19 protein-coding genes are annotated in these 25,296 nt (G+C 71.4%); 14 read left to right on the top strand and 5 right to left on the bottom strand.

What is annotated here, in order from left to right; all coding sequences use genetic code 11:
• Positions 1 to 188: 188 nt before the first annotated feature.
• Together EF879_RS08075 and EF879_RS28035 are read left to right on the top strand one after the other, a co-directional pair.
• Positions 189 to 1,346, top strand: a complete 1,158-nt coding sequence (locus EF879_RS08075) for a magnesium and cobalt transport protein CorA (RefSeq protein ID WP_123556330.1) — start codon at positions 189 to 191, stop codon at positions 1,344 to 1,346.
• A gap of 197 nt (positions 1,347 to 1,543) precedes the next feature.
• The gene (locus tag EF879_RS28035) at positions 1,544 to 2,428 is read left to right on the top strand and encodes a VOC family protein (protein ID WP_233604308.1); all 885 of its coding nucleotides are present in this window, start codon (positions 1,544 to 1,546) and stop codon (positions 2,426 to 2,428) included.
• Between the two features lie 146 nt (positions 2,429 to 2,574).
• Here EF879_RS28035 and EF879_RS08060 read toward each other — a convergent pair whose 3' ends face one another.
• On the bottom strand, positions 2,575 to 3,333 hold the full coding sequence (locus tag EF879_RS08060; protein WP_123556328.1) for a FadR/GntR family transcriptional regulator: 759 nt from the start codon (positions 3,331 to 3,333) through the stop codon (positions 2,575 to 2,577).
• Positions 3,334 to 3,462: 129 nt separating this feature from the next.
• On the opposite strand from EF879_RS08060, the gene EF879_RS08055 reads away from it, so the two are divergent.
• The 7 genes from EF879_RS08055 (at position 3,463) to EF879_RS08025 (ending at position 10,875) form a co-directional block, all read left to right on the top strand.
• Complete coding sequence (locus tag EF879_RS08055; RefSeq protein ID WP_123556326.1) at positions 3,463 to 4,752, top strand: sugar ABC transporter substrate-binding protein; 1,290 nt, start codon at positions 3,463 to 3,465, stop codon at positions 4,750 to 4,752.
• 273 nt (positions 4,753 to 5,025) lie between these two features.
• On the top strand, positions 5,026 to 5,955 hold the full coding sequence (locus EF879_RS08050) for a carbohydrate ABC transporter permease (RefSeq protein ID WP_199736235.1): 930 nt from the start codon (positions 5,026 to 5,028) through the stop codon (positions 5,953 to 5,955).
• Positions 5,955 to 6,770, top strand: coding sequence for a carbohydrate ABC transporter permease (locus EF879_RS08045; RefSeq protein WP_123556324.1), 816 nt, complete (start codon positions 5,955 to 5,957; stop codon positions 6,768 to 6,770). The genes EF879_RS08050 and EF879_RS08045 overlap by 1 nt, the downstream gene beginning before the upstream one ends.
• Before the next feature lie 10 nt (positions 6,771 to 6,780).
• Positions 6,781 to 7,929, top strand: a complete 1,149-nt coding sequence (dgoD, locus tag EF879_RS08040) for a galactonate dehydratase (RefSeq protein ID WP_123556322.1) — start codon at positions 6,781 to 6,783, stop codon at positions 7,927 to 7,929.
• Between the two features lie 52 nt (positions 7,930 to 7,981).
• Positions 7,982 to 9,211 carry a D-mannonate dehydratase ManD gene (gene manD, locus EF879_RS08035; protein WP_123556320.1) on the top strand — a complete coding sequence of 410 codons (1,230 nt, stop codon included), beginning with the start codon at positions 7,982 to 7,984 and terminating at the stop codon, positions 9,209 to 9,211.
• Positions 9,201 to 9,770, top strand: a complete 570-nt coding sequence (locus tag EF879_RS08030; RefSeq protein WP_123556318.1) for a gluconokinase — start codon at positions 9,201 to 9,203, stop codon at positions 9,768 to 9,770. The genes manD and EF879_RS08030 overlap by 11 nt, the downstream gene beginning before the upstream one ends.
• 406 nt (positions 9,771 to 10,176) lie before the next feature.
• Positions 10,177 to 10,875, top strand: coding sequence for an alpha/beta hydrolase (locus EF879_RS08025; RefSeq protein ID WP_123556316.1), 699 nt, complete (start codon positions 10,177 to 10,179; stop codon positions 10,873 to 10,875).
• A gap of 136 nt (positions 10,876 to 11,011) precedes the next feature.
• On the opposite strand, the gene EF879_RS08020 is transcribed toward EF879_RS08025, so the two are convergent.
• The gene (locus tag EF879_RS08020; protein WP_123556314.1) at positions 11,012 to 12,193 is read right to left on the bottom strand and encodes a hypothetical protein; all 1,182 of its coding nucleotides are present in this window, start codon (positions 12,191 to 12,193) and stop codon (positions 11,012 to 11,014) included.
• Positions 12,190 to 13,803 (bottom strand): hypothetical protein, encoded by a 1,614-nt coding sequence (locus EF879_RS08015; RefSeq protein ID WP_199736233.1) that lies wholly within the window; start codon positions 13,801 to 13,803, stop codon positions 12,190 to 12,192. Before EF879_RS08015 ends, EF879_RS08020 begins: the two co-directional genes overlap by 4 nt.
• Positions 13,804 to 14,298: 495 nt before the next feature.
• On the opposite strand from EF879_RS08015, the gene EF879_RS08010 reads away from it, so the two are divergent.
• A complete protein-coding gene (locus tag EF879_RS08010; RefSeq protein WP_123556312.1) occupies positions 14,299 to 15,348 on the top strand; it encodes an LLM class flavin-dependent oxidoreductase in 1,050 nt (349 codons plus the stop codon).
• Positions 15,349 to 15,558: 210 nt separating this feature from the next.
• Here EF879_RS08010 and EF879_RS08005 read toward each other — a convergent pair whose 3' ends face one another.
• Complete coding sequence (locus tag EF879_RS08005) at positions 15,559 to 18,255, bottom strand: polysaccharide lyase family 8 super-sandwich domain-containing protein (RefSeq protein ID WP_199736231.1); 2,697 nt, start codon at positions 18,253 to 18,255, stop codon at positions 15,559 to 15,561.
• A 112-nt stretch (positions 18,256 to 18,367) separates the two neighbouring features.
• Entirely contained in the window at positions 18,368 to 18,583 is a 216-nt protein-coding gene (locus tag EF879_RS08000) for a helix-turn-helix domain-containing protein (RefSeq protein ID WP_199736229.1), read from the bottom strand.
• A 499-nt stretch (positions 18,584 to 19,082) separates the two neighbouring features.
• Between EF879_RS08000 and EF879_RS07995 the strand changes: the two genes are divergently transcribed.
• From EF879_RS07995 to gcl, 4 genes are all read left to right on the top strand, one after another.
• The gene (locus EF879_RS07995; protein WP_123556308.1) at positions 19,083 to 20,087 is read left to right on the top strand and encodes a LysR family transcriptional regulator; all 1,005 of its coding nucleotides are present in this window, start codon (positions 19,083 to 19,085) and stop codon (positions 20,085 to 20,087) included.
• Between the two features lie 364 nt (positions 20,088 to 20,451).
• A complete protein-coding gene (locus EF879_RS07990) occupies positions 20,452 to 21,459 on the top strand; it encodes a 2-dehydropantoate 2-reductase (protein ID WP_123556306.1) in 1,008 nt (335 codons plus the stop codon).
• A 311-nt stretch (positions 21,460 to 21,770) separates the two neighbouring features.
• The gene (locus EF879_RS07985; RefSeq protein WP_123556304.1) at positions 21,771 to 23,312 is read left to right on the top strand and encodes an aldehyde dehydrogenase family protein; all 1,542 of its coding nucleotides are present in this window, start codon (positions 21,771 to 21,773) and stop codon (positions 23,310 to 23,312) included.
• A 7-nt stretch (positions 23,313 to 23,319) separates the two neighbouring features.
• Positions 23,320 to 25,044, top strand: coding sequence for a glyoxylate carboligase (gcl, locus tag EF879_RS07980; RefSeq protein ID WP_123556302.1), 1,725 nt, complete (start codon positions 23,320 to 23,322; stop codon positions 25,042 to 25,044).
• Positions 25,045 to 25,296: the final 252 nt, after the last annotated feature.

The following is a 25,296-nucleotide window of genomic DNA, read 5'->3' as shown; positions in this document are numbered from 1 at the left end:
CCGGCCGGCCTACGGTGAAGGTGCCGGTGTTTCCCCCGGGGTGCCGACCAGCAGCGGCTACGTCGTTCCCGGCTGGGCGGAGGTGAGGCGGGCTGACGACCCGACGGGCCGCCGGCCGTACCTGGTTGATCCGGTCCTTCGGAAGCTCGCCGCACACGTCGATCGGCGTCTCGTTGGGGAGGCTTGCCATGTCCGACTGGCGTTCGCGCGCCCTGCGTCCGGCGAAGCGCGCCCTGCGCCGCTCCCAGGACCGCTATCCGCAGTCGCCCCCGGAGCTGTCGATGGACCCTCGTGGCGGCGACCAGACGACGGCGCCGCCGGCCGAGGAGAGCGTCGTGACCTCGGCGATCTACCGGGACGGGCACCGGGTCGACGGCCCGCCCAGCCTGTCCGAGACCTGCCGGCGGCTCCGGGAGCAACCGGGCACCATGGCCTGGATCGGGCTGTACCGGCCGAGTGAGCGGCAGCTGCTCACCGTCGCGGAGGAATTCGGCCTGCACGAGTTGGCCGTCGAGGACGCCATCGTCGCGCACCAGCGCCCCAAGCTCGAACGGTACGGCGGCACCCTCTTCGTGGTGCTCCGGGCCGCCCGCTACCTCGACGAGGCCGAGGAGGTCGACTTCGGCGAGGTCCACGTCTTCGTCGGGGCGAACTTCGTCCTCACCGTACGGCACGGGCAGGCCCCCGACCTGACGGCGGTGCGCCGGCGCATGGAGGACGACCCGGACCTGCTCCGGCGCGGCCCGGAGGCGGTGCTCTACGCGATCCTGGACAGCGTCGTGGACGGGTACGCGCCGGTGGTCGGTGGGCTGCAGAACGACATCGACGAGATCGAGACCGAGGTCTTCGGCGGGGATCCCCGGGTCAGCCGCCGGATCTACAAACTCTCCCGCGAGGTGATCGAGTTCCAGCGGGCGACCCGCCCCCTGCTGGACATCCTCCATGGCCTCGAGGCCGGGTTCGAGAAGTACGGCACCGACGAGGAGCTGCGGCGCTATCTCAACGACGTCGCCGACCACGCCACCACGGCGGCGGAGCGGGTGAACGAGTTCCGGCAGATCCTGGCCGACATCCTCACCCTCAACGCCACGCTGGTCTCGCAGGCCCAGAACGAGGAGGTCAAGAACCTCACCGAGGCGAGCTACGCGCAGAACGAGGAGATCAAGCGAATCTCCGCCTGGGCGGCGATCCTCTTCGCCCCGACCCTGATCGGAACGGTCTACGGAATGAACTTCGACCACATCCCCGAACTGCACTGGGTCTTCGGCTACCCGTACGCGATCTTCCTGATGCTGCTCGTCTGCACCACCCTCTACGTGATCTTCAAACGCCGCAACTGGCTCTGATCTCCCTCGGGCAGGCCCCGGCCCTCCGGGGCGGATCCGCCGTTGCTGGGGGTCGGCTCCCCCGGTGTTCCGACCCCGGCCGGGCGTGCCCCGGCCGTCGGCGGGCTATCCTCGATCGCCAGGCGGCGCAGCTCCGCGACCGCCCCGGACGAGGGCGCTGCCGTACCCGGACCTGCAAAGACGGCGCGCACAGACACATGACTCCTGTCGACCTGATCGAGATCGCCGGTTCGCTGGTGATCCTCTCGGCCTTCGCGGCCGCCCAGACCGGCCGGCTCACCCCACGGTCCCGGAGCTACCTCGGGCTCAACATCGTCGGCTCGGCCGCCCTCGCGGTGATCGCCCTGCTGGACCGGTCCTGGGGCTTCCTCCTCCTGGAGGGGTGCTGGGCGCTGGTCTCGGCGGCGGGGCTGGTCACGGTGGTACGCGAAGATCGCCGGAAACCAACCCCGTCGGCTCCGACGGTGGATATCGTGACCTCGTCGGCGCCGACCGCCACCGAGCCGGCGACGCCGGCCGACCCGGCGCCCCGGGACCGGCGCCCGGACGCCCGCACGGACGGAGGGAGCATGATGGCGCAGGTCGTGGATCCCTCGTCGGTCTCCATCGGGTTGCGTACCGCCGCGCACGTCGGGATCTCCGTCACCGACCTGGACCGCTCGGTCGCGTTCTACCAGGCGCTCACCGGTTTGGCGCCGGTCGTTCGGGACGAGACGATGCGCGGCGACGGCTTCGCCCGCTCCCAGGGGCTGCCCTGCACCCGGCTGCGCTATGCCACCTTCCACCTGGACAATCTCGGCATCGACCTGATCCAGTTCCAGGAGCCGGCCGGCGACCCGGCGACGGTGGCGGCCAACCGCCCCGGTTCGATGCACCTCTGCTTCGAGGTGGCGGACCTACGGGCGGTCTACGACCGGATGCGGGACGCCGGGTTCGCGTTTTTCGGCGAGCCCTACACGTTCGTTCCCGAGGAGGTGTCGCCGCCGGAGGCGGCCGGCACCGAGGTCGCCTACTTCAACGACCCGGACGGGACCAACCTCGAACTCATCGCGCCCCGCGGCGGCTTCGCCCGCCCGGCCTGAGCCGCCGGTCACCCTGCCGGCCGGCACGGGGCTCCGAACCGAGGACGGCGCGACCATCACGGTCGGAACCGGGGTGCGGCGCGGTGCCGGAGCGGAGCGCGCCCCGGGGCACCGCCTCGGCACCCCGGGGGAACGGTCGGCGCGGCTCAGGAGTCGGCGCCGCTGCCGCTCTGGGCCCAGATGGCGCTCATCTCGGTCATGGCCTGCTCCATGATCTTCACCATCGCCCGCCTGGCGCCCTCGCCATCCCGGTGCTGGATCGCCTGTGCCACGTCGGCGTGCAGTTGCAGCGCCGCCTCGTGGGGATAGTGCGGCATCAGGTCGTAGTGGTATCGACCGGCGAGGACCTCCGCGACGAGTTCGTGCAGCTTGACGAACATCTCGTTCCCGGACCCGACGAGGACCTGGCGGTGGAACTCGATGTCGAGTCGGAGAAACTCGGCCTCGTCCCCGGCCTTGCCCGCCGCCCACATCTTGGCGGCGAGCCCGACCAGGTCGCTGGCCTGCTCGGGGGTCGCCCGCGCGGCGGCCAGGGAGGCGGCCTGGGGCTCGACCGCGGCCCGCAGTTCGGTGATGGAGCGCAGCTGCGCGATCCGGCCGGACGAGGCGAGCCGCCACCGGATCACCTGGGGGTCGAAGACGTTCCAGTCGTCGGCGGAGCGGATCAGCGTGCCGACTCGGCGCCGGGACTCCACGAGCCCCATGGAGGCCAGCACCCGCAGCACCTCCCGGACGACCGAGCGGGACACGGCGTAGCGCTCGACGAGGTCGTCGATGTAGAGCACCGAACCGGGGGCGAGTTGACCACCGCAGACGGCGGTGCCGAGCTGGTCGAGCAGCCGGGCGTGTAGTCCCGACTCGATCCCGAGTCGGGCAGACGCGTCCTCAGACGACGACAGGGTCATAAATAAAGCCTATCAGTTAAGACACTGGCCTTGCTTAAGTCTGGTTTATCGACTTAGCATCCGGCATTAAGCGGATGTAGGGCATCCGCAGCGGCACCCAACGGCGGGTCGGCCGCGACGGAAGGGGAGATGGACGTGTTACGTCGATCGATAATCGGAACCTCACTGGCCGTGGTGGCTGCCCTCGGCCTGTCCGCCTGCGGCGGCGGAGACGACGGCGGCGACTCGAACACGCTCCGCGTGACGCTCGTCAACCACGTCTGGACCGAGAACATCAAGCGGGCCCTGCCCGAGTTCGAGCAGCAAACCGGACTCAAGGTCGAGGTCACCCAGCTCGGCGAGGACCAGCTGTCCGACCAGTACAACGTCAAGCTGAACGCCGGCTCCAGCGACATCGACGTGATGATGTACCGCCCCCTGCAGGAGGGGAAGCTCTTCGCCAAGAACGGCTACCTGGCCGACCTGACCGAGAAGGCGAAGGGCGACGCCCAGTTCGCCCTCGACGACTTCCAGGCCGGGCCGCTCCAGGCCACCACCTACGAGGACAAGGTGGTCGGGATCCCGATCATCACCGAGCAGGAGGTCCTCTACTACCGCAAGGACCTGCTGGAGAAGGCCGGCTACAGCGCCCCGCCGAAGACCCTCGACGAGCTCAAGGCGGCGGCGGCGAAGATCGAGGCCGAGAACCCGGGTATCGCCGGCTTCGTCGCCCGCACCGGCAAGGCCGCGGCGGTCACCCAGTTCTCCAGCTTCCTGTTCAGCTACGGCGGCGACTTCGTCGACGCCAGCGGCAAGGCCGTGATCAACAGCGAGCAGGCCAAGCAGGCGTACGCCTTCTACGGCGGGCTGCTGCGCGAGCACGGTCCGGAGAACATCAGCACCGACATGAGCTGGTCCGAGGCGATGGCGATCTTCACCCAGGGCAAGGCCGCGTTCTACACCGAGGCCAACTCGCTCTACAAGAACGCCACCGACCCGGCCAAGTCGAAGGTCTCCGACACCGTCGGCTTCGCGCCGTTCCCGGCCGGGCCGGCCGGCTCGAAGCCGTACAACATCCCGTCCTGGGCGCTCGCCATCAACGAGGCGTCGAAGAACCAGGCCAACGCCTGGAAGTTCATCCAGTGGGCGGCCGGCAAGGAGCAGGCGCTGAAGCAGCAGAAGGAGGGGGTGCCGGGTGCCCGGACCTCGGTCTGGGAGAACCCGGAGGGGATCTCGACGTACCCGAAGGACCTGGCGGACGCCATCTCGATCAGCACCGCCAACGGTGTGGGGCACGACCGGCCGCTCGTGGTGAAGGTGGCCGAGGCCCGCGAGATCGTCGGCCAGCCGATCGTGGACGCGATCACCGGCAAGGACGTCGCCGCCTCGGCGGACGCCGCCAACGAGGCCTTCCAGAAGCTGCTGGACGACGAGAAGTAGGTCACGGAGGTCGACGGCGTGGGGCGGCGGACGTCCGCCGCCCCACGCCGTCGCCCCGCCGCCACCCCGCTTCCCCGGGGTCACCGGCCCGGTGCGTTCGGTCCCGGCCCCGCCACCGACCCCGCCGGCCCCGCGTCCGGTCCACCGCCGGCGTATCCGGTCCCGGGCGGTCCGTCGGCGCCGACCACCTCCGGGCGTGTCCGGCCCGCCGCCGGCGACGCCCCACCGGCCTGCCGAACCGCCTCTCACGGCCCCCCGTAATCCGGAGATCTGATGGCAGTCAACCCCACCACCCCGACGCTCGAGGGTGATTCCGCCTGGAGCCGCTGGGCGAACCACCACCGCAAGTGGCTCTTCGCGGCGCCGGCGATGACGTTCGTCGGCGCGCTGATCGTCTTCCCCCTGGCCTGGACCGTGTACCTCAGCCTCACCGACGCCGAGGGCTCGGTCCGGGCGGAATCCGAGTTCGTCGGCTTCCAGAACTACCTGGAGGTCCTCTCCGACACCGACCGGTTCTGGCCCGCGGTGGCCCGGACCGTCGCCTTCACCGGGGTCGCGCTCCTGTTCGAGGTCGTCCTCGGCATGGCGATCGCCCTGCTGCTGTGGCGCCCGTTCAAGGGCGAACGGTGGGTACGGGTGGCGATCCTCATGCCGCTGGTGGCCACCCCGGTCGCGGTCGGCATGATGTGGCGGCTCATCTTCGACCCCAACATCGGGGCCGCGAACCAGATCCTCGGATGGTTCGGGATCGGGCCGCAGCCATGGCTGGCCGGGCAGCACAGCGCGCTGCCGACCACCATCTTCATCGACGTCTGGCAGTGGACCCCGATGGTGGCGCTGATCCTCCTCGCCGGGCTGACCTCGCTGTCGAACGAGCCGGACGAGGCGGCGCGGGTCGACGGGGCCAACGCGTGGCAGCGGTTCTGGCACGTCACCCTGCCGCTGCTCATGCCGACGGTGATCGTCGCGATCCTGCTGCGCGGCATCGACGCGCTGAAGACCTTCGACATCCTCTACGCCACCAAGGGTCGCGGCGGCGGCTCGTACCACGAGGTCGAGACCCTGAACGTGTACGCCTACGGCCTGAGCTTCGACTACAACAAGTACGGCATCTCCTCCACCGTACTCATCATCTTCTTCCTGATCATCATCGGCTCGATGTGGCTGCTGACCTCCCGTAACAAGAAGAAGGACGCGCAGTGATGGGCCGCGTTACCCCGTACAAGGTCTTCCGGGCGGTCGCGCTGACCGTCGTGGTGGTCGCGCTGGTGGCCCCGCTGCTCTGGATGATCGCCGCCTCGTTCAAGACGAACGTCGACATCTACGACTCCAGCAAGACGTTCGTTTTCACGCCGACCATCGACAACTACACCAAGGTGCTCCAGCAGGCGAACTACCTCCAGTTCATCGGCAACAGCCTCTGGGTGGCGTTCGCGGCGACCGCGCTCTCGCTGCTGCTCGGCGTGCCGGCGGCGTACTCGATGAGCCGGTTCGGGATGCGCAAGTCCGCCCTGGTGGTGCTGATGGCCCGGGTCATCCCCGGCGTCTCGCTGCTGGTGCCCTGGTACTACGTCTTCAGCAACCTGCGGATGGTCGGCGGCTTCACCGTGCTGATCCTCAGCCACATGTTCGTCTCGCTGCCGCTGATCGTCTACATCATGATGGGCTTCTTCGACGGCCTGCCGCTCGAGCTGGAGGAGTCGGCGCAGGTGGACGGGCTGACCCCGATCGGCGCGTTCCGGCGGATCACGCTGCCGCTCTCCGCACCCGGCATCGCGACCGCCGGCATCCTGTCCTTCATCTTCTCCTGGAACAACTTCATGTTCGCCCTGGTGCTCTCCGGAGCCGACACCAAGACCCTGCCAGTCGCGATCTTCGACTTCGTCGGGTACGCCAGCATCGACTGGGGTGGCCTGATGGCGGCGTCCACCGTGGTCACTTTGCCGATCATGCTGATCGCGCTGTTCGTGCAGAAGTACGTCGTCTCCGGCCTCACCGCCGGCGCCACGAAGGGCTGACGCGAGAAACATGACGACGATCGCTCGGATCGAGACCTTTCTCGTCCCACCCCGCTGGCTGTTCGTCCGGATCGAGACCGAGAGCGGACTCGTCGGCTGGGGCGAGGCGACCTGCGAGGGCCGCTCGGAGACGGTCCGCACCGCCGTCGAGCAGCTCAGCGAGCTGCTGGTCGGCCGGGACGCGCTGCGGATCGAGGACCACTGGCAGGTGCTGACCAAGGGGTCGTTCTACCGGGGCGGCCCCATCCTGGCCAGCGCCGTCTCCGGGCTCGACCAGGCGCTCTGGGACATCGCCGGCAAGCACTTCGGGGCCCCGGTGCACCAACTGCTCGGCGGCCCGGTCCGGGACCGGATCCGGGTCTACGGCTGGGTCGGCGGCGACGAGCCCGACGAGGTCGCCGACCACGTGGCCGCGCAGGTGGCGGCGGGGCTGACCGCGGTGAAGATGAACGCCTCCGGCCGGATGAGCCCGCTGGCCTCGGTCGCCGAACTCGACGGGGTGGTCCGCCGGGTCGCCGCCGCGCGAGAGGTGCTCGGAGAGCACCGGGACGTCGCCGTCGACTTCCACGGCCGGTTCACCCTGGCCAACGCGCGCCGGGTCGCGCCGCTGCTGGAGCCGTACCGGCCGTTCTTCCTGGAGGAGCCGGTGGTGCCGGAGAACTCGCACCTGATCGGCGAGTTCGTTCGCAGCACCAGCATCCCGGTCTCCACCGGCGAGCGCCTCTACAGCCGGCAGGAGTTCCTACCGGTGCTCCAGGCCGGCATCGCGGTCGCCCAGCCGGACCTGTCGCACGCCGGAGGCATCACCGAGGTACGCAAGATCGCCGCGCTGGCGGAGACGTACGACGTCCAGTTGGCGCCGCACTGTCCACTCGGGCCGATCGCGCTCGCCGCCTGCCTCCAGGTCGGCTTCGCGACCCCGAACTACCTGATCCAGGAGCAGAGCATCGGCATCCACTACAACCAGGGCGCCGAGGTGCTCGACTACGTCCTGGACCGGGCGCCGCTGACCTTCGTCGACGGGCACATCCTCCGGCTCACCGGCCCCGGCCTCGGCATCGAGATCGACGAGAACGCGGTACGGCTGGCGGACAAGCGCGGACACCACTGGCGGGGACCGATCTGGCGGCACCCCGACGGTTCGTTCGCCGAGTGGTGACCCGGCCGGCCCCGCGACATTCCATTCACCAACCATCCGAGAAAGGCACGCCGTGAAGATCGTCGCCGCGGACGTCATCGTGACCAGTCCGGACCGCAACTTCGTCACCCTGAAGATCACCACCGACGAGGGGATCACGGGGCTGGGCGACGGCACTCTCAACGGGCGCGAACTCTCCGTCGCCTCGTACCTGCGCGACCACGTCGTTCCGCTGCTGATCGGCCGCGACCCACACCGGATCGAGGACACCTGGCAGTTCCTCTACCGCTCGGCGTACTGGCGGCGCGGCCCGGTCACCATGGCGGCGATCGCCGCCGTCGACGTGGCGCTCTGGGACATCAAGGCCAAGGCCGCCAACATGCCGCTCTACCAGCTCCTCGGCGGGGCGTCCCGGACCGGGATCATGGCGTACGGGCACGCCTCCGGGCGGGACCTGCCGGAGCTGTTCGACTCGATCCGCCACCACCTGGAACTCGGCTACCGGTCGATCCGGATCCAGACCTCGGTGCCGGGAATCAACGCGGTCTACGGCGTCGCCGCCCAGCCGAGCGTGGACGGCAAGCGGTACGACTACGAGCCGGCGCAGCGCACGCCGCTCCCCGTCGAGGAGGACTGGGACTCCCGGGCGTACCTGCGGCACCTGCCCGGGGTCTTCGAGGCGGTCCGCAACGAGTTCGGCCCCGAGCTGCCGCTGCTGCACGACGCACACCACCGGCTGACCCCGATCCAGGCCGCCAAGCTCGGCAAGGCCCTCGAACCGTACGACCTGTTCTGGCTGGAGGACTGCACCCCGGCCGAGAACCAGGAGGCGCTGCGGCTGGTCCGGCAGCACACCACCACCCCGCTGGCCATCGGCGAGGTCTTCAACACGGTGTGGGACTACCAGACCCTCATCCGCGAGCAGCTCATCGACTACGTCCGCTCCTCGGTCACCCACACCGGCGGGATCACCGCGATGCGCAAGCTGCTCGACTACGCGGCGCAGTACCAGATCAAGTCCGGAATGCACGGACCGACCGACGTCTCCCCGGTCGGGATGGCCGCGGCGCTCCACCTGGACCTGGCGATCCACAACTTCGGGATCCAGGAGTACATGCGGCACGGCGAGCTGACCAACGAGGTCTTCCGGCAGTCGTTCACCTTCGCCGACGGCTACCTGCACCCCGGCGACCAGCCCGGAATCGGGGTCGAGCTGGACGAGGAGGCCGCGGCTCGCTTCCCGTACGTGCCGGCGTACCTGCCGTACAACCGGCTCAAGGACGGGACCGTCCATGACTGGTGACGGCGACTCCGCCGTCGCGCGCCCGACCCGGCACGTCGTCGTGATGGGGGTGTCCGGGTCGGGCAAGACCACCGTTGCCAGCGGGATCGCCACGGCCACCGGGCTGACCTTCGCCGAGGCGGACGACTTCCACCCCGCCGCCAACGTGGCGCTGATGCGCGCCGGCGTACCCCTCGACGACGCGCACCGCTGGCCGTGGCTGCGCGACCTGGCCGCCTGGATGGCCGACCGCGCCGCCGAGGGGACCTCCACCGTGCTGGCCTGCTCGGCGTTGAAGCGCGCCTACCGCGACGTCCTCCGCCAGGGGCCACCCCGGCTCGACTTCGTCCTGCTACACGGCCCCGCCGAGGTGATCCGGGAGCGGATGACGCGCCGAACCGGGCACTACATGCCGGCGAGTCTCCTCGACTCGCAGCTCGCCACCCTCGAACTCCCCGAGCCAGACGAGCACGTCCTCACCCTCGACGTCTCGTTGCCCCCCGAGGAGCTCGTCGCGGCGGCGGTCCGCGCCCTCAACTTGGCGGGAAGGAAGGGCCCCCTCTTATCGGATTCGGTATAGGAAGGGGCCCTTCCTAACCCGCGGACGCTCGGTCCCGCCCGGCCGTCGCTGACGGCCCGGGCGGGACCATCGGCCCGATGATCGCGGCCACGCGGTCCCCACCGGGGTACGGCCCGGCTCCCCGATCGGGTCAGCCGTCTCCCCGATTCGGGGGGGACCGCTGCCGGTGCACCCCGGCGCGACGACCGCACCTGCTGCGACTGCTGTGGCTGCTGCGACTGCTGAGCACGCCGGTGCTGCTGAACTTCAGCGCCGACAGCCCACCCGACCGCTGGCGGATCGTGCACCAGCGCAGGTTCCTTCCTGGTCAGACCAGGTCGGACGGGCGGGTTATCCGACCGGAGGCCGGGGTAGCCCCGTTCCGACCGTCAGCTGCCGGCGATCGGTCGGCCGGAAGGAACCCATCGTGCAGGAGCCCGCGCTTCCCCACCTCCAGCCCGAGGAGAACTCCCACCACGGCCGCCTGGCGGTACGGCCGTACCCTCCGGTCTCCGCGCCCGCCCGGACCGGCCTCCTGACCCAGGAGGGGCCGACCGGGGAGCTGCTCGCGCTGCGCTACGTGCCACCCGCCGACGGGCGGCCCTACCGGCTCGTACTGCTGCTGCACGGGGCTGGTGGCACTCCCCGGCAGGCGGTGGACCTGCTGCTTCCGGCGGCGGACGAGCGACGGCTGCTGTTGGTGGCGCCCAAGTCGACCGCGAGCACCTGGGATCTGATCCTGGACGGCTTCGGGCCCGACGTACGCCGGATCGACCGGCTCCTGGAGGAGACATTCGAGAGTCACCCGCTGGACCGATGTCTGGTCGGCGGCTTCTCCGACGGCGCGTCGTACGCCCTCTCGCTCGGCCTGACCAACGGTGACCTGTTCGACGGGGTCGTCGCCTTCTCCCCTGGTTTCGCGGCGCCGCTGGTGACCCACGGCCAGCCGCCGGTCTACGTGTCGCACGGTGTGGCCGACCCCGTACTACCGATCGACCCGTGCGCCCGACGCGTCGTTCCACATCTGCGGCGGCTCGGTTACGACGTGCGCTACGAGGAGTTCGACGGCGGTCACGAGGTACCCGCCGAGGCGGTGGACTCCGCACTCCGGTGGCTGCTCCGCTGAGGTGTAAGGAAGGGCCCCTTGTTATACCAAAAGCGATAACAAGGGGCCCTTCCTTACACCCCAGCCCACACGGGTGACGAATCGACGGCTACCGGCTGACCGCCTCCCGGGTCCGCTCCGCACCGGTGTCGTCGGGTCACCGGTTGCGCCGCACCCGACGCCCGCGCTCGCGCGCCTCGCGGCGGGCCGCGTCGATGACCTCCGGGCGGAGCAGGTGCCCGAAGCCGGCGCGGTCGAGCCGCAGGGCGAGCGACCGCCGGTCGGTCGCGAGGGCGGTGGCGGTGGCGTCGAGGTCCCAGTCGTGCGCGGCGAACTGGGAGAGCAGGTGCCCCCGGCGCGCCTGCGCCGCGGAGAGCCGGAAGGTCTTCAGGTACGCCAGCCGCCCGGCGTTGTCGACGATGGCTTCGCCGATGTGGTTCTCCCGGTCGGGGTCGAAGGCGGGCAGGAAGCGGGCGAGGGCGAACCGGCCCATCCGGTACACCAGCGTGCTGGTCAGCCGCTCCATCCCGAGCAGCCCGCCCGCCATCTCCAGCTGGAACGCGGACCACGCGGCGCGCGTCCGGACCAGCTCGGCCCGCAGGTCCGCAACGCTGGCCACCCGTCCGGCGTCGATCCGGGTGGAGAACTCGCCCACCGTCGGGTACAGGTGGGCGTAGTGGTGGACCAGTTCGCCGTAGAGGTCCAGCAGCAGCGTCGGATGCAGGGCGCGGTAGTCGTCGGGATGCGGTACGACGAAGGCCGCGGCGAGGGCGTCGGCGGCGTAGAGCAGCATCCCGCACTGGTTGGGATGGATCTCGAAGACCCGCAGCGCGTCCGCGAGCCCGGTGATCTCGGCACCCGTGTACGCCTCCTCGGCCCGTGGCGAGAGGCCCCGGGTCACGGCCCGCCGAGTCCACTCCTGCCAGGCGATCGACGGCCCGCCGACGTGGAGGGCGAGGTAACCCTCCATGGCCAGGTGCAGCGGCAGGAAGCGTAGCCGGTTCTTCTCCTCTCGGCGGGCCATCCGACGACGGAAGTGCAGCCCGATCCCCGGGAGCCGGGCGTCGGCCGGGTCGGTCAGCTGGGTGCCGTACGCCGCGACCGGGCCGCCGCCCGGGGTCCAGCTCGCCACGAACGCGTGCGGGACGTACGCGACGTACGCGGTGCGGGGCCCGACGGCCACGAGCGTCGGGTCGTCCGGGTCGTAGAGCCGGGCGTGCAGACGCAGGTCGGTGATGGGTTCGTCACGCAGCAGCGGCACCAGCCGGAGGGCACCCCACCGCTGGCCCGGTCCGGCGGTCAGTCCGGCAAGGCTCAGCCCGTTGCGGATCACGGTCACCTCGACGCTCCGGCGGACGGCACGCCTGCCTCGGCTCCCGTCGCCTCCCCGGCCGGCGTGGCCGGTGCCGGCTCCTGCGCGACCGCCGCGCCGGCTCCCACCTCGGTCCCGGCGGCACCGGCTTCCGCCACGGTGCCGGCAGCGCCGGTTCCCGCCGCGGTCCCGACGGCGCCGGCGTCCGCCGGGCTCTGTGCGGCGTCGGCGAGGAAGCGGGCGACCCGGTCGTCGAGGTGGCGACGCAGCTCGGCGAAGGTGGCGGTGCCGGTGGCGAAGCGGGCCAGCTCGACGAGGGCGGCCAGGTCCTCGGCATCCCGGACGCCCACCGTCGGCACGGTGGCGGCGAGCCGGCGCACCTCGAAGGTGTCACTGTCGTACACCGGATTGAGGTGCACGACCGAGGTCCGCCGGTCGGGGTCGAGCCGGGCGAACCACACCCGCAGCACCTCGGCGGCCAGCCCCGGCGGATCGTTGTCCCAGCCGTCGGAGACGACGACGAGGCGGTCGGGACGCCGTTCGAGCCCGTCGAGGAGCCGTTCGCCGAGCCTGGTCGGGCCGACCGGGTGGACCAGCAGCGGATCGCCGCGATGGGTCAGCCAGAGTCCGGTGTAGTCGGTGGCGAGAGCCTCCAGCAGGTAGTGGGCCGCCAGCGCCACCGCGAGCGGTCTCCGGCGCTTGACCGACGAGCCGGCGGCCGAGTAGCTGTCGTCGAGAACGGCGACCACGCTGCCCCAGGTGCCGGCCTGCCGGCCCACGGCCCGCCGGGTGGCGGTGCGCAGCGCCTCGGTCAGCTCGGCGCGCCGCCGCGCCCGCTCGGGACGGGGCAGCGACAGGACGTAGAGGGCGAGCCGGGTGAGCGGCGTACGGCCCAGGTCTGCGGTGACGATGTCGTCGACGTCGAGTCGGCGGGCCGACTCCTGCAACCGCAGCCGCTCGCCGCGCGTCATCGACGCGGCGTTGTGGGCCAACAGCCGACCCCGGTCGATGCCGTGGTGGGCGGCGAGTCCTTCGGCCACGGTGTACGGCAGGGCGAAGAGCGCCTGCTTGTCGAAGTGCGCCCGGCGCCACGTCTCCAGGATCGGGGTCGTGTAGCGCCTCGCGCGGCGCCAGTCGAACAGGAACGTCCCCACCTCGCCGGGCAGCGCCAGGTGCGCGTGCCGGGCCGCGACGGAGAGCGACCGGCGGTACTTGACGGCGTCGAACGGCAGGTCCGGTCGGCCGGCCACCCAGTCCCGGATGATCGCCCGGGTCCGCCGGTTGTTCACGCCGAGCCGGCGCAGCTCACGGATCACCCGGTAGACCCGCTGCGGCGGCAGGAACCGTAGCCGCGCCGCGATCAGGCGCCCCTCGACCGCCCGCTGGGCCGGGCTGGCCAGGTGCGCCGTACGCAGCAGGTTCGTCACCACCAGGGCCGCGTTGAAGTGGTTGATCTCCAACGCGAGCGTGGCCGCGTAGAGATCGCGGTAGTTGCCGAGGACATACTCGTGCAGGAAGCCCAACGACATGCGCTGCTCGGCGGCGTCGGCCCGGAACTCGCGCTGCCCGGTCGACGTGATGGCCGCGTTGACGAACATGACGACGTCCTCGCAGGCGATCTGGTCAGACCGTGACATGACGACCGTCGACCTCCCCCGACGCGGTCCTCGGTGCCGGCGGAGGAATGGGGGCACGAACTGCGAAGCGTCGCTTCAGAGGCGGGTTTCGGAAGTCGTACCGGAGTCCCGCGGCCGGCCGGGTCACCTTAGCGCCCCGCCCCGACCACGGGCCAACCCATTCTCCGGCCGGCGCCGCAGCCGCGGGCCTACCCCGCCGGCCCCCACGCCCGCAGGACGGTGCCCCGGGCCAGCCCGGACCGCCAGGCCGCCGGGCTGCCGGGCTGCCGGGTCACCGGGCCACCAAGCCACCAAGCCGCCAGGCTGCCGGGCCGCCGGGCCGCCAGGCCGGGTCCGGCTGGGGATAGCCGGAGCAGGAGACGGGTCGCCGGGCCTGCCCGACGTCCGCCCATGCCGGGGGGTCGGGGCGGGAATGCGATCGCCGGCTGCGCCGTTACCCGGCCGGAGGGTGCCGGGCGTACGGTGTGACCGGCGCGAATGGCCAGGAGGAGTGAGATGGCGACCCGGGTGGAGTTCGGTCTGGACAGCTTCGGCGACGTCACCGTCGACGAGGCGGGGCGAAGGCTGCCGTACGGGCAGGTGATCCGGAACGTGGTCGACCAGGCCGTGTTGGCGGACCGGCTCGGCGTCGACGCCTTCGGGCTCGGTGAGCACCACCGCGACGACTTCGCCGTCTCGGCGCCGGAGATCGTGCTCGCCGCCATCGCCGCCCGGACCGAGCGGATCCGGCTCGGCACCGCGGTCACCGTGCTCAGCTCCGACGACCCGGTACGGGTCTTCGAGCGGTTCGCCACCCTGGACGCGCTCGCCCGGGGACGCGCCGAGATCATCCTGGGCCGTGGCTCGTTCGTCGAGTCGTTCCCGCTCTTCGGCTACGACCTCGCCGACTACGACCGGCTCTTCAACGAGAAGGCCGAACTGATGGCACGGCTGCTCACCGAGGAGCCGGTGACCTGGCAGGGGACCGTCCGCGCCCCGCTGGAACGGCAGCACGTCTATCCCAAGACGGAGTCGGGCCGGATCCCCACCTGGATCGGGGTCGGCGGCACTCCGGAGTCGGTCGTCCGGGCCGCCCGGCTCGGGTTCCCGCTGGTCCTGGCGGTCATCGGCGGCGACCCTGCCCGGTTCGCGCCTCTCGTCGAGCTGTACCACCGCGCCCTGGCCGAGTACGGGCGGGATCCGCTCCCGGTCGCGGTGCACGCGCCCGGCTTCGTCGCCGAGACCGACCAGGAGGCGGCCGACCTGCTGTGGCCACACGTACGGACGATGTTCAACCGGATCGGCCGCGAACGAGGCTGGGGGCCGATGACCCGGGAGCGCTTCGACGCCAACATCGCCGAGGGCTCCTGGCACGTCGGCTCCCCGGAGACGGTCGCCCGGAAGATCGCGGCGACGATCCGGGTCCTCGGGGTCCAGCGCTTCTCGCTGAAGTACTCGAACGGCACCCTGCCGCACGAACACCAGATGAGCAGCATCGAGCTGTACGCCACGCGGGTCCTCCCCCGGGTCCGCGAGCTGCTGGCGGCATCAGCCTCACCGAGCTGAACGTCGGACAGGGCCGGACCACCCGGCCGGGCGCGGCCGGCTGAGGGAGGCCGGGGTGCCGCCCCGTCGCCCGTCCGGTCGTCGGGGCACGCCGGTGGTGACGAGCCCCGACCGGGGAACCGGCCGGCGGGCTCGCCGAGTCGTTGCCGAATCGGGAGCCGCGCCTCCGGCCGAATCCTCGTCCGCGGCGGAGAACCGCCGTCCGGAGCCTCAGCGCAGGGTGGCGGTGAAGCTCCGGCCGTAGGCGTGCCACGTGCGGACCTCGATCCGGGTGCCGCCGGGAACCCGGCGCAGCCGTACCTCCGGGTCCGCCGTGACGGTTCGCAGCCGCCGGCCGCGCAGGGTGACCGCGACGGTGTCGCGCCGGGTGGTCGGGTCGGCGACCGCGATCGCCAGTCCGCCGTCCGGTTCGGTCCGGATCAGCACCGAGGCCGGTCCGTCGATGCTGAGCCGCGGGCCGCGGGTCCGGCCGGAGACGGGTACGTCGTGCCGGCCCGGCGCGAAGACGTTGGCGGCGAGGATGCCCAGCCCGGCATGCCGGACCGCCTGGATCCGGGTGGTGTTGACCAGGACCTCCAGCGGCCCGTTCCGGTACGTCCGCAGCCGCTGCTCCGTGGCGTTCGGCACCAGGGCGTACGCGAACGCGGCGGGCGGCGCCCCGGCCGGCTGTTCGACGGTGACGCTGAAGACCTGCCGGGTCACCGGGGTGTCGGGGTTGGCGGTCCGGACCACCCGACGACTCCGGGTGACCGTGTCGAGCGAGACGGTCGGCGCCGGCCCGGCCAGGAAGACGTAACCGACCGCGGTGCCCTGGCTGGCGTTGGCGTACCGCAGCCAGGCCAGCCCGGCACGGGTCCCGCCGCCGGCGGCGGCGACGCCGGGTCCGCTGCTGCCGGGTGCGGTGTCCCGGGTTCCGCTCGCGCTCCCGCCGACCATGCCGGGCCACGGGCGGCCGTCCCGGAGGAGCCCGGTCACGGTGATCGCGTCCGTCGGTCGGGCGATCCGGCTGTCCACCGTGGTCGTCACCGCCCGCCCGGCGCCGTCCCCGACTCCCGCGGCGAGCACCACGATCTCGTCGTCGAACATGAACCACGACTTCGTCGCGGTGGCGTTGCGGTACGCCACGAAGTCATCGGGCAGCTGCCCCGCCCGCTTCGCGAGGTACGCCACGTCGTCGCTCTGCACGAACCCCGCCGTCCCGTACGCCCCGAGGCTGGCGCCGCCGGAGTGGTCGTGGCTGCCGCGTGGGAAGTAGACGTAGGTGTTCTGCGACTCCGAGGAGGAGGTGAAGCCCCGCTCCGGGTTGTCGTACCAGGGCGTGCCGTACAGCTCGGGCACGCTTCGCCGCTCCTCGACCGGGGCGGTCACCCCGGCCAGCCGGTACGGCGAGACGACCGTGTAGTAGTCCACCCCGTACGCCTCGGTCTGGTCCTGGCCCGCGAGGTAGAGATGGTGGGCACCCTCGCCCTGGAACCAGGGCAGGAGGTTCTCACCGTTCATGTACTCGTACTTGCTGATCCGGCGGGAGTTGCGGGCCAGCGCGAAGGCGTATCCGGGGCGGTGGTGCACGGTCCGGTCCATCGCGTTGAACGCGGCGTGCCGGGCGGGCGGATTGAGGTCGGCGGCCGGGGTGGTGGAGTCGGCGAGGATGTCGGCGTATCGGGCGATGCTGACCGGAGAGACGAAGCTGGTCGGGTTCAGCGTGGCCCGGGAGTTCTCCCGAACGAACTTGACGTAGCCGCGCAGGGCCGCGGCGTCGGCGTCGGCGGCGTGCCCGGAGAGGTCGACCACCGCCTCGACCACGGCGGCGACGTCGGTGTACCCGGTGGTGGTCCGGGAGACCGCGCGACCCTTGACGATCTCCATCATCCAGCCCTCGAAGATGAGCGGGGCGAAGGCGTTGGCGACCCAGCCCTGCACCACCCTGACCAGTTCGTCTCCGGTCAGGTAGCCGGTCCCCTGAAGGATCTTGATGGTCTGGACGACCCGGGTGAGCAGATTGCGGCCGTACGAGCCGGTGTAGGCGACCGAGGCGTGCTGGATGAAGGAACCGTCGGCGTAGTAGCCATCGGTGACCCCGTGCCGGAGCTGGTACGGGTCGATGGTGGCGAAGACCGTCAGCTGGTCCGCGACGGCCTTGCTGATCCGGGCGTCGTCGCCGAGGACCGCACCCTGGAGGATCCGGTTCGTCGTGATGTCGACCAGGTTGGCGCCGGTGTGGAACCGCGAGTCGAGGTCCACGTCGCCGTCCCGGCCGTTGCGCAGGTAGCCGTCCATCGCGGCGACGTAGGTCGGCGTGAGGTCCGGCCGGTACGCCGCGAGGTCGGCGTGCAGCAGCACCAGGGTCCGGCTGACGTGCCAGGAGATGCCGATCTCCCAGTTGTGCCAGTTGCCGTAGTAGCCCCGGTCCTGGTCGCCGTAGTACTGGTCGTAGAGCCACGCGAGGCCGTCGATGACCCGACGCCGTACGGCGGTGTCGCCGGCGAGTGCCCCGCCGGGGACCCGGGTGGCGAGTGCGATCTCGTAGAGGTACTGGAACGACGTGGTCAGGTTCGGGTCGCTGGTGCCGAGCGGAACGCCCTGGAAGAGTTCGCCCGGGCCGGCGCCGTCCAGCGCGGCGAGCCGGGTCCGCGCCGTCGTCTCGATCGCCGCGAGCTTGCCGGCGACGTCGGGCCGGGCGTTGACCTCGGCGGTGCCGGCGAAGACCGCGACCATGTTGTCCCGGACGGCGGCGTGCGCGGTGGCCGGGTCGACGAGCGTCGTCCCGTCGGACCGGGCCGGTCCTCCGGACGCCCGGTCCGGTGGGGACGCCGCCCGCGCCCGCAGCGGCGGCGTCAGGGCGACCAGAGCCGCCGCCGGAAGGGTCGTCAGCAGGGTACGACGCGGAACCGGCACGGGAACCCCCATGATCGACGGAAGCCTTGCCGCATTCAACCAACCGGTATCAGGCTGGTCAATGGGCCTGGGCCACCGGGATGACCGCGGATTGGGTCCGTCAGCGCAGACCGCGGCGGACCGCTCAGAGCAGACCGCGGCGGACCGCCCAGACCACGGCGGAGATCGGCGCCGGCACCCCGAGCCGGTCGCAGATGGCCCGGACCCGGCGCCGGACGGTCCGCTCCGACATCCCGATCCGGCGGGCGACCGCGTCGGTCGGCAGCCCGTCGGCGAGCAGGCGCAGCAGGTGCAGTTCCTGGTCGTCCAGGGGTTGGCGACGCACGATCGGTACGGTCACGGCCCCACTCCTCACTCTCGGTCCGGTACGGGTCCCATCCGCCGGGTCCGGTCCGCCGGGGCCGGTGCCGGGCACCGTCGCGTTCGGACGGTGCGGGCCGGTGTCCGACGCCGGTGGCCGGGACCCGGTGGTCGCTGGCGTCGGCGGCGGGCGGCCGTACCCGGCCGTCGTCTGCGGCGGACCGGTGCTCCGCGCCGGCGCCTGAAACGTTTCAGCTCACGGGAGAACGGTAGGTCTCCGCTTCGGCGCGGGTCAAGCACTCCGGCACGATCACCTGATCGTTACCGGGCGATCCGATCGACGCGTACCACCCGGCGACCCCACCCTCAGCGGTTTCCCCCAGTTCACCGGATTCGACGTCCACCACACGGGTGTCATGCTTGGGCCGGTGGCGGCCGACGGACCAACGGGGTACCGACGGACGAAGCGACGCACCGGTCGGGACGGGCGGGTCGGCCGCCGATCCTCCGGCAGGACCGAGCAGGGAAGAGGTGGCCAGATGTTCCTTCGCCAGTTGGAGTACCTCACCGCGCTGGCGCGGGAGCAACACTTCGGCCGCGCGGCAGCGGCATGCTGGGTCAGCCAGCCCACGCTCTCGGACGGGATCCGCAAGCTGGAGGCCGAGTTCGGGGTCTCGGTGGTCCGGCGCGGCCACCGATTCGAGGGCTTCACCCCGGAGGGGGAACGACTGCTCGCCTGGGCCCGACGGCTCCTCGCCGACCGGGACCAACTCGTGGCCGAGTTCGGCCGGAGCAGTCACCAGGGTCTGACCGGACGGTTGCGGCTCGGCGCCGTACCCGCCTCGTTGCCGCCGGTCTCGCTGCTGACCGGCCCGTTCTGCGAACGGCACCCGGAAACCAGTCTCACCGTGCTCTCGTTGACCTCCGCCGAGATCCATCGCCGATTGATCGACTTCGAGCTGGACGCCGGGCTGACGTACCTCACCGGGGAACCGCTCACCGGGTTCCGCGCCATGCCGCTCTACCACGAGCGGTACGTGCTGCTGACCAGCCAGGGCGGCGAGTTCGCCGACCGTACCGAGGTGGGTTGGGCGGAGGTGGCGGAGCTTCCCCTCTGTCTGCTCACCCCGGACATGCAGCACCGACGCATCCTCGACGACCTCTTCCTCCAGGCCGGGGTGACGGTCACTCCCCGGATGGAGACGAACTCGGTCTCCACGCTCTGTTCACACGTCCGGAGTGGCAACTGGGCCAGTGTGATTCCGCAGGCCTGGCTGGGCCTGCTCGGCGTACCGCCGGGAACCCGGGTCCTGCCGTTGGTCGAGCCGACCGCGACCAGCACGGTCGGGCTGCTGGTGCTGGACCGCGATCCGCAGCCGCTGGTGACCAGCGCGCTGATCCGGGTGGCGGAGCGCCTCGATCTGCAACGCAGCATCGACGCGCTGGTACCGGTCGAGTCGACCGACCAGTCCGGTCCACCCGCCCCCCGGTCCGAGCCGACCTCGCCCCACGACCGGCCACACCCGGCTGACCAGGAACGATAGGCAGCACCGATCGACCGTTCGGCGACTGCTCATTGTCGCCGTCCACAGTGGTGCAGCACCCTGGAGTCGGGGCGTCACCGCTCGCGTCGCCCCCCCTCGGCCGCCGGCCGAGCAGCCGTCCGGCGGGGGCAGGGTTGGGCATTCGCCGGACCAGCGGGCCCGCGCCGGTGGACGGCCGGTGCGGGCCCTCGATCATGTGTGCCCGGATTCTCGTTCTACAACGGCAGCACGGCATCGAAGAACGTCGCCGAAATACGCGCGATGACCTGTGGCGGCAGCAGAAAGGCTTGCCACCCGTCCCGATAATTGCATACTGTACTCAACATAACGCATACGAGTAAGACCGCTGAGAAGGGAGCTGCCCGTGCGAGTTGCCGTGCTCGGAGCCGGCGCCATCGGCGCCTACGTCGGCGCGTCCCTGTGCCGGGCCGGAGTGGACGTCCATCTCATCGCCCGCGGCGCGCACCTCGCCGCGCTACGGGCCCGCGGGGTCCGGGTGCTCAGCCCACGGGGGGACTTCTCCGCGCATCCGCACGCCACCGACGACCCGTCCGAGATCGGACCGGTGGACTACGTCTTCCTCGGCCTCAAGGCACACTCGTACGCCTCGGCCGGGCCGCTGCTCGAACCGCTGCTGGGCCCGGAGACGGCGCTCGTCGCCGCCCAGAACGGCATTCCGTGGTGGTACTTCTACAAGCTCCCCGGGCCGTACGAGAACCACCGGATCGAGGCGGTCGACCCCGGCGGCGCGACCTCGGCGGTGATGCCGCCGGAACGGACGATCGGGTGTGTCGTCTACCCCGCAACCGTCATCGAGTCGCCCGGGGTGATCCGACACCTGGAGGGAACGCGCTTCTCGATCGGTGAGCCGGACGGGACGATCTCGGAGCGGTGCCGGCGGTTCAGCGAGGTGATGATCGCCGGCGGCCTGAAGTGTCCGGTCGAGCGGCAGCTCCGCGACGACATCTGGATCAAGCTGATGGGCAACGTCGCCCTGAACCCGCTCAGCGCGCTGACCCGGGCCACCATGCTGGAGATGTGCGAGCACGTCGGCACCCGCCGGGTAATCGCGCAGATCATGGAAGAGACGCTCGACATCGCCCGTCGGGTCGGCAGTACGCCGGAGATCTCGATCCAGAAGCGCATCGAGGGGGCCCGACGGGTCGGCCACCACAAGACCTCGATGCTGCAGGACCTCGAGGCTGGCAAGGAGATGGAGCTGGACGCCATCGCCGCGGCCGTGGTGGAGATGGCGGACATCACCGGCGCCCCCGCCCCCACGCTGCGCACCATCTACGCGGCGACGGACCTGCTCGCCCGGACCGCCCTCGCCCGGCGGGCCGACGCCCCGTCGGCCACCCGCGCGGCCTGACCACCGGGGGCGACAGCCGACCGCGCGCGCCCCGGCCGGCCGCGTCGCCGGCCGACGGCACCGCGATCAGCGGGGCACGATTCGACCGTCCGACCACCGGGTGCCCCGGCCGCGGATGGATCGGCACCACCCCCTTGCACCAGCAGTGCAGACCGCATACTGTATGCACACTCCCCGGCTCGTCTCCGCACCGCAGATCCGGTGCCGGTCACCACCGACGGGACGTCGGCGCCCCGGACCACCCATTCCTCCCCCTCCCGGCCCGACGAGCCCGCCCCATCCACCGGACCCCCGACGCTCTGGAGGCTCCCGTGCCCCTGATCCGTAAACCCGGTACCGCGTGGGAGGACTGCTACGCCCGCTGCCTCGAGGCGGCGCCCGAGGCCTTCCACCCCGACCGCCTCCTCAACTACTGGGGCCGGCAGTGGCGCCGGGACGGCGAGCCCGGCCCGGCCACCTCGCCGGTCGACGGTACGGCCATCGCCGGGCCGCCCCGGCTGGACGCGGCCACCGCCACCGCCGCCGTACGCGCCGCCGCCGACGCGCACCGGGACTGGGCTCGGGTGCCGCTGGCCGAACGGAAGGCCCGGGTCTCGGCCACGCTGGACGCCCTGACCGCGCACCGGGACCTGCTGGCCCTGCTGCTCGTCTGGGAGATCGGCAAGCCGTGGCGGCTGGCCACCGCCGACGTCGACCGCTGCATCGACGGGGTGCGCTGGTACGTCGACGAGATCGACGCCATGATGGTCGGCCGGTCGCCCCTACCCGGCCCAATCAGCAACATCTCCAGTTGGAACTACCCGATGAGCGTCATCATGCACTCGGTGCTGGTGCAGGTGCTCGCCGGGAACGCGGTGGTCGCCAAGGCTCCGACCGACGGTGGGGTGAGCTGCCTGACCCTGGCGTGTGCGCTCGCCGCCCGGCACGACCTGCCGGTGACGCTCATCAGTGGCGGCGGCGCGGACCTCTCCCCCGTCCTGGTCGCCGCGCCGGAGATCGCCTGCGTCTTCTTCGTCGGCGGTCGCAGCGCCGGCAGCCAGGTCGCCGCCGGGCTGGTCAACTCCGACAAGCGCCACGTGCTGGAGCAGGAGGGGCTCAACTGCTGGGGCGTCTGGGAGTTCAGCAACTGGGACCTGCTCGCCGGCATCATCCGCAGGTCCTTTGAGTACGGCAAGCAGCGCTGTACGGCGTACCCGCGCTACGTGGTGCAGCGGTCGCTCTTCGACCGCTTCCTCGCCACGTACCTGCCGGCGGTCCGGGGCGTCCGGTTCGGCCACCCGCTCGCCGTCGAACCCGGGCAGGAGGACCTCCCCGATCTCGACTTCGGTCCACTGATCAAGGACGCCAAGGTCAAGGAGCTGACCGACGCGGTCGACGCGGCGATCGCCCGGGGCGGCATCCCGCTGTACCGCGGCTCGCTGGACGACGGGCGATTCCTGCCGGGCCAGGACCGCTCCGCCTATCTGGCGCCGGTGGCGATCCTCGCCCCGCCGCCCTCCTCGCCACTGTTCCACGCCGAGCCGTTCGGTCCGGTCGACACGATCGTGCTGGTCGACACCGAGGCGGAGCTGCTGGCCGCGATGAACGCCAGCAACGGCGCCCTGGTCGCCTCCCTCGCCTGCGACGACGAGGCGACCGCACAGCGGCTCAGCGGCGAGTTGCAGGCGTTCAAGGTCGGCATCAACCGGCCCCGCTCCCGCGGTGACCGGCAGGAGGTCTTCGGCGGTCGGGGCGCCTCCTGGCGGGGCGCCTTCGTCGGCGGCGCGCTGCTGGTGCACGCGGTGACCGAGGGCCCCGCCGGCGAACGCCCCTACGGAAACTTCCCGACTCACGCCCACTACCCGGAGGTCTGACACCCCCATGGCCAAGATTCCCTGTATGGAGGCGGTGGTCGCCGTGCTCGCGTCCGAGGGCGTGGACGTCGCCTTCGGCTGCCCGGGCGCGGCGATCCTGCCGCTCTACGCCGCGCTCCGGAAGAGCGACATCCGGCACCTGATCGTCCGCCACGAGGAGGGCGCCACCCACATGGCGGACGGCTGGGCCCGGACGAACGGACGGGTCGGGGTGGCGATCGGCACCTCCGGTCCGGCCGGGACCAACATGATCACGGGCCTCTACACCGCCCAGGCGGACTCTATCCCGATCATCTGCATCACCGGGCAGGCGCCGACCAACAAGCTGCACCAGGAGGCGTTCCAGGCGGTCGACATCGTGGAGATCGCCAGGCCGGTGACGAAGTGGGCGGTGCAGGTCAAGGAGGCCGCCCAGGCTCCGTGGATCTTCCGAGAGGCGTTCCGGATCGCCCGCTCCGGCCGTCCGGGGCCGGTCCTGATCGACCTGCCGCTCGACGTCCAGCGACAGGAGATCGAGTGGGACCCCTCGATCGACGCGCCGCTGCCGGTGCCGACGGTGGAGCCGCACCCGCCCCGGGTCGAGCGGGCCCTGGACATGCTGCTGGCCGCCGAGCGGCCACTGATCCTGGCCGGCGGCGGCGTCATCATCGGCGAGGCCTGCGACCTGCTGCGCGAGGTCGCGGAGCTGGTGAACGTGCCGGTCCAGGTCACCCTGATGGGCAAGGGCGCGATCCCGGAGGACCACGACCTGTTCGCCGGGATGACCGGCATCCAGACCACCCAACGCTGGGGGAACGCCTCGTTCCTCGAGGCCGACCTGGTACTGGCGATCGGCGCCCGGTTCGGCGACCGGCACACCGGCGACCTGGAGACGTACCGGGGCAACCGGAAGTTCATCCACGTCGACATCGAGCCGACCCAGCTCGGCAAGGTCTTCGGCCCGGACCTCGGGGTGGTCTCGGACGCCCGGGCGTTCCTGGCGGCACTGCTCGACGCGGCGCGGCGCCGGGGGACGCTGCCGGACCGTACCGGATGGGTGGCGCGCGTCCGCCAGCTCCGCGAGACGCTCGGCCGGCGGGACGACTTCGACACGGTTCCGATCAAGGCACCGCGGGTCTTCCGGGAGATCAACGAGTTCTTCGGCCCGGACACCTACTTCGTCACCGCGATCGGTCTCTACCAGATCTGGTCGGGCCAGTTCCAGAAGGTCTTCAAGCCGCGGCACTACCAGGTCTGCGGCCAGGCCGGCCCGCTCGGCTGGGAGATCCCGGCGGCGATCGGGGTGAAGTGCGCCAAGCCCGACGCCGAGGTGGTCGGCGTCGTCGGCGACTACTCGTTCCAGTTCCTGGTGGAGGAGCTGGCGGTCGCCGCGCAGTACAACATCCCGTTCGTGCTCGTGATGTTGAACAACGAGTACCTGGGGCTGATCCGTCAGGCCGAGCTCGGCTACGGCATGAACTACGAGGTCGACATCCACTACGACGAGGTCGGCACGGACAACGTCAAGGTGATGGAGGCGTACGGCTGCTCCGGACGCCGGGTGACCCGACCCGACGAGATCGCCGACGCCCTCGCCTGGGCCCGCAAGGAGGCGCGGCGGACCAGCCGGCCGGTGCTGGTGGAGGTGATGATCGCCCGCGAGGACAACACGGCGCACGGGGTCTCCATCGCGCAGGTCAACGAGTTCGAGCCGGTGCCGGAGATCGAGTACCAGGACAGCCTCGCCGGCTGACGCCGGGACGGCCTGGGCGGGGCGGCATGCGGGCCGGCGCCGACCCGGTGCCGACCGCACCTTCGAGTCACCAGAGCCGGCGAAATCGGTGTCACCCCGCGGCTCGGCGATCCGCACGGTGGGACGTGTGGGCGTGGGCGCCGCGCAGGTCGGGGGGACACGTTCCGACCACCGATCGGGCGGGCGGCGTCGCCGCCCGCCCGATCGGCACCGGGAGAATCCGTTCGTCGTCAGGAGCCGATCTCGCCCGGG

The sequence above is a fragment of the Micromonospora sp. HM5-17 genome (assembly GCF_003762835.1).
Classification (GTDB): Bacteria; Actinomycetota; Actinomycetes; order Mycobacteriales; family Micromonosporaceae; genus Plantactinospora.
Note: the sequence above shows the minus strand (reverse complement) of the source record. Positions and strands in the feature narration are given on the sequence as shown.

Bases quoted from the DNA above. Each gene is read 5' to 3' on its own strand.
- EF879_RS08075 (WP_123556330.1), top strand. From the start codon at position 189: ATGTCCGACTGGCGTTCGCGCGCCCTGCGTCCGGCGAAGCGCGCCCTG.
- EF879_RS28035 (WP_233604308.1), top strand. From the start codon at position 1,544: ATGACTCCTGTCGACCTGATCGAGATCGCCGGTTCGCTGGTGATCCTC.
- EF879_RS08060 (WP_123556328.1), bottom strand. From the start codon at position 3,333: ATGACCCTGTCGTCGTCTGAGGACGCGTCTGCCCGACTCGGGATCGAG.
- EF879_RS08055 (WP_123556326.1), top strand. From the start codon at position 3,463: ATGGACGTGTTACGTCGATCGATAATCGGAACCTCACTGGCCGTGGTG.
- EF879_RS08050 (WP_199736235.1), top strand. From the start codon at position 5,026: ATGGCAGTCAACCCCACCACCCCGACGCTCGAGGGTGATTCCGCCTGG.
- EF879_RS08045 (WP_123556324.1), top strand. From the start codon at position 5,955: ATGGGCCGCGTTACCCCGTACAAGGTCTTCCGGGCGGTCGCGCTGACC.
- dgoD (WP_123556322.1), top strand. From the start codon at position 6,781: ATGACGACGATCGCTCGGATCGAGACCTTTCTCGTCCCACCCCGCTGG.
- EF879_RS08030 (WP_123556318.1), top strand. From the start codon at position 9,201: ATGACTGGTGACGGCGACTCCGCCGTCGCGCGCCCGACCCGGCACGTC.
- EF879_RS08015 (WP_199736233.1), bottom strand. From the start codon at position 13,803: ATGTCACGGTCTGACCAGATCGCCTGCGAGGACGTCGTCATGTTCGTC.
- EF879_RS08010 (WP_123556312.1), top strand. From the start codon at position 14,299: ATGGCGACCCGGGTGGAGTTCGGTCTGGACAGCTTCGGCGACGTCACC.
- EF879_RS08005 (WP_199736231.1), bottom strand. From the start codon at position 18,255: ATGGGGGTTCCCGTGCCGGTTCCGCGTCGTACCCTGCTGACGACCCTT.
- EF879_RS07995 (WP_123556308.1), top strand. From the start codon at position 19,083: ATGTTCCTTCGCCAGTTGGAGTACCTCACCGCGCTGGCGCGGGAGCAA.
- gcl (WP_123556302.1), top strand. From the start codon at position 23,320: ATGGCCAAGATTCCCTGTATGGAGGCGGTGGTCGCCGTGCTCGCGTCC.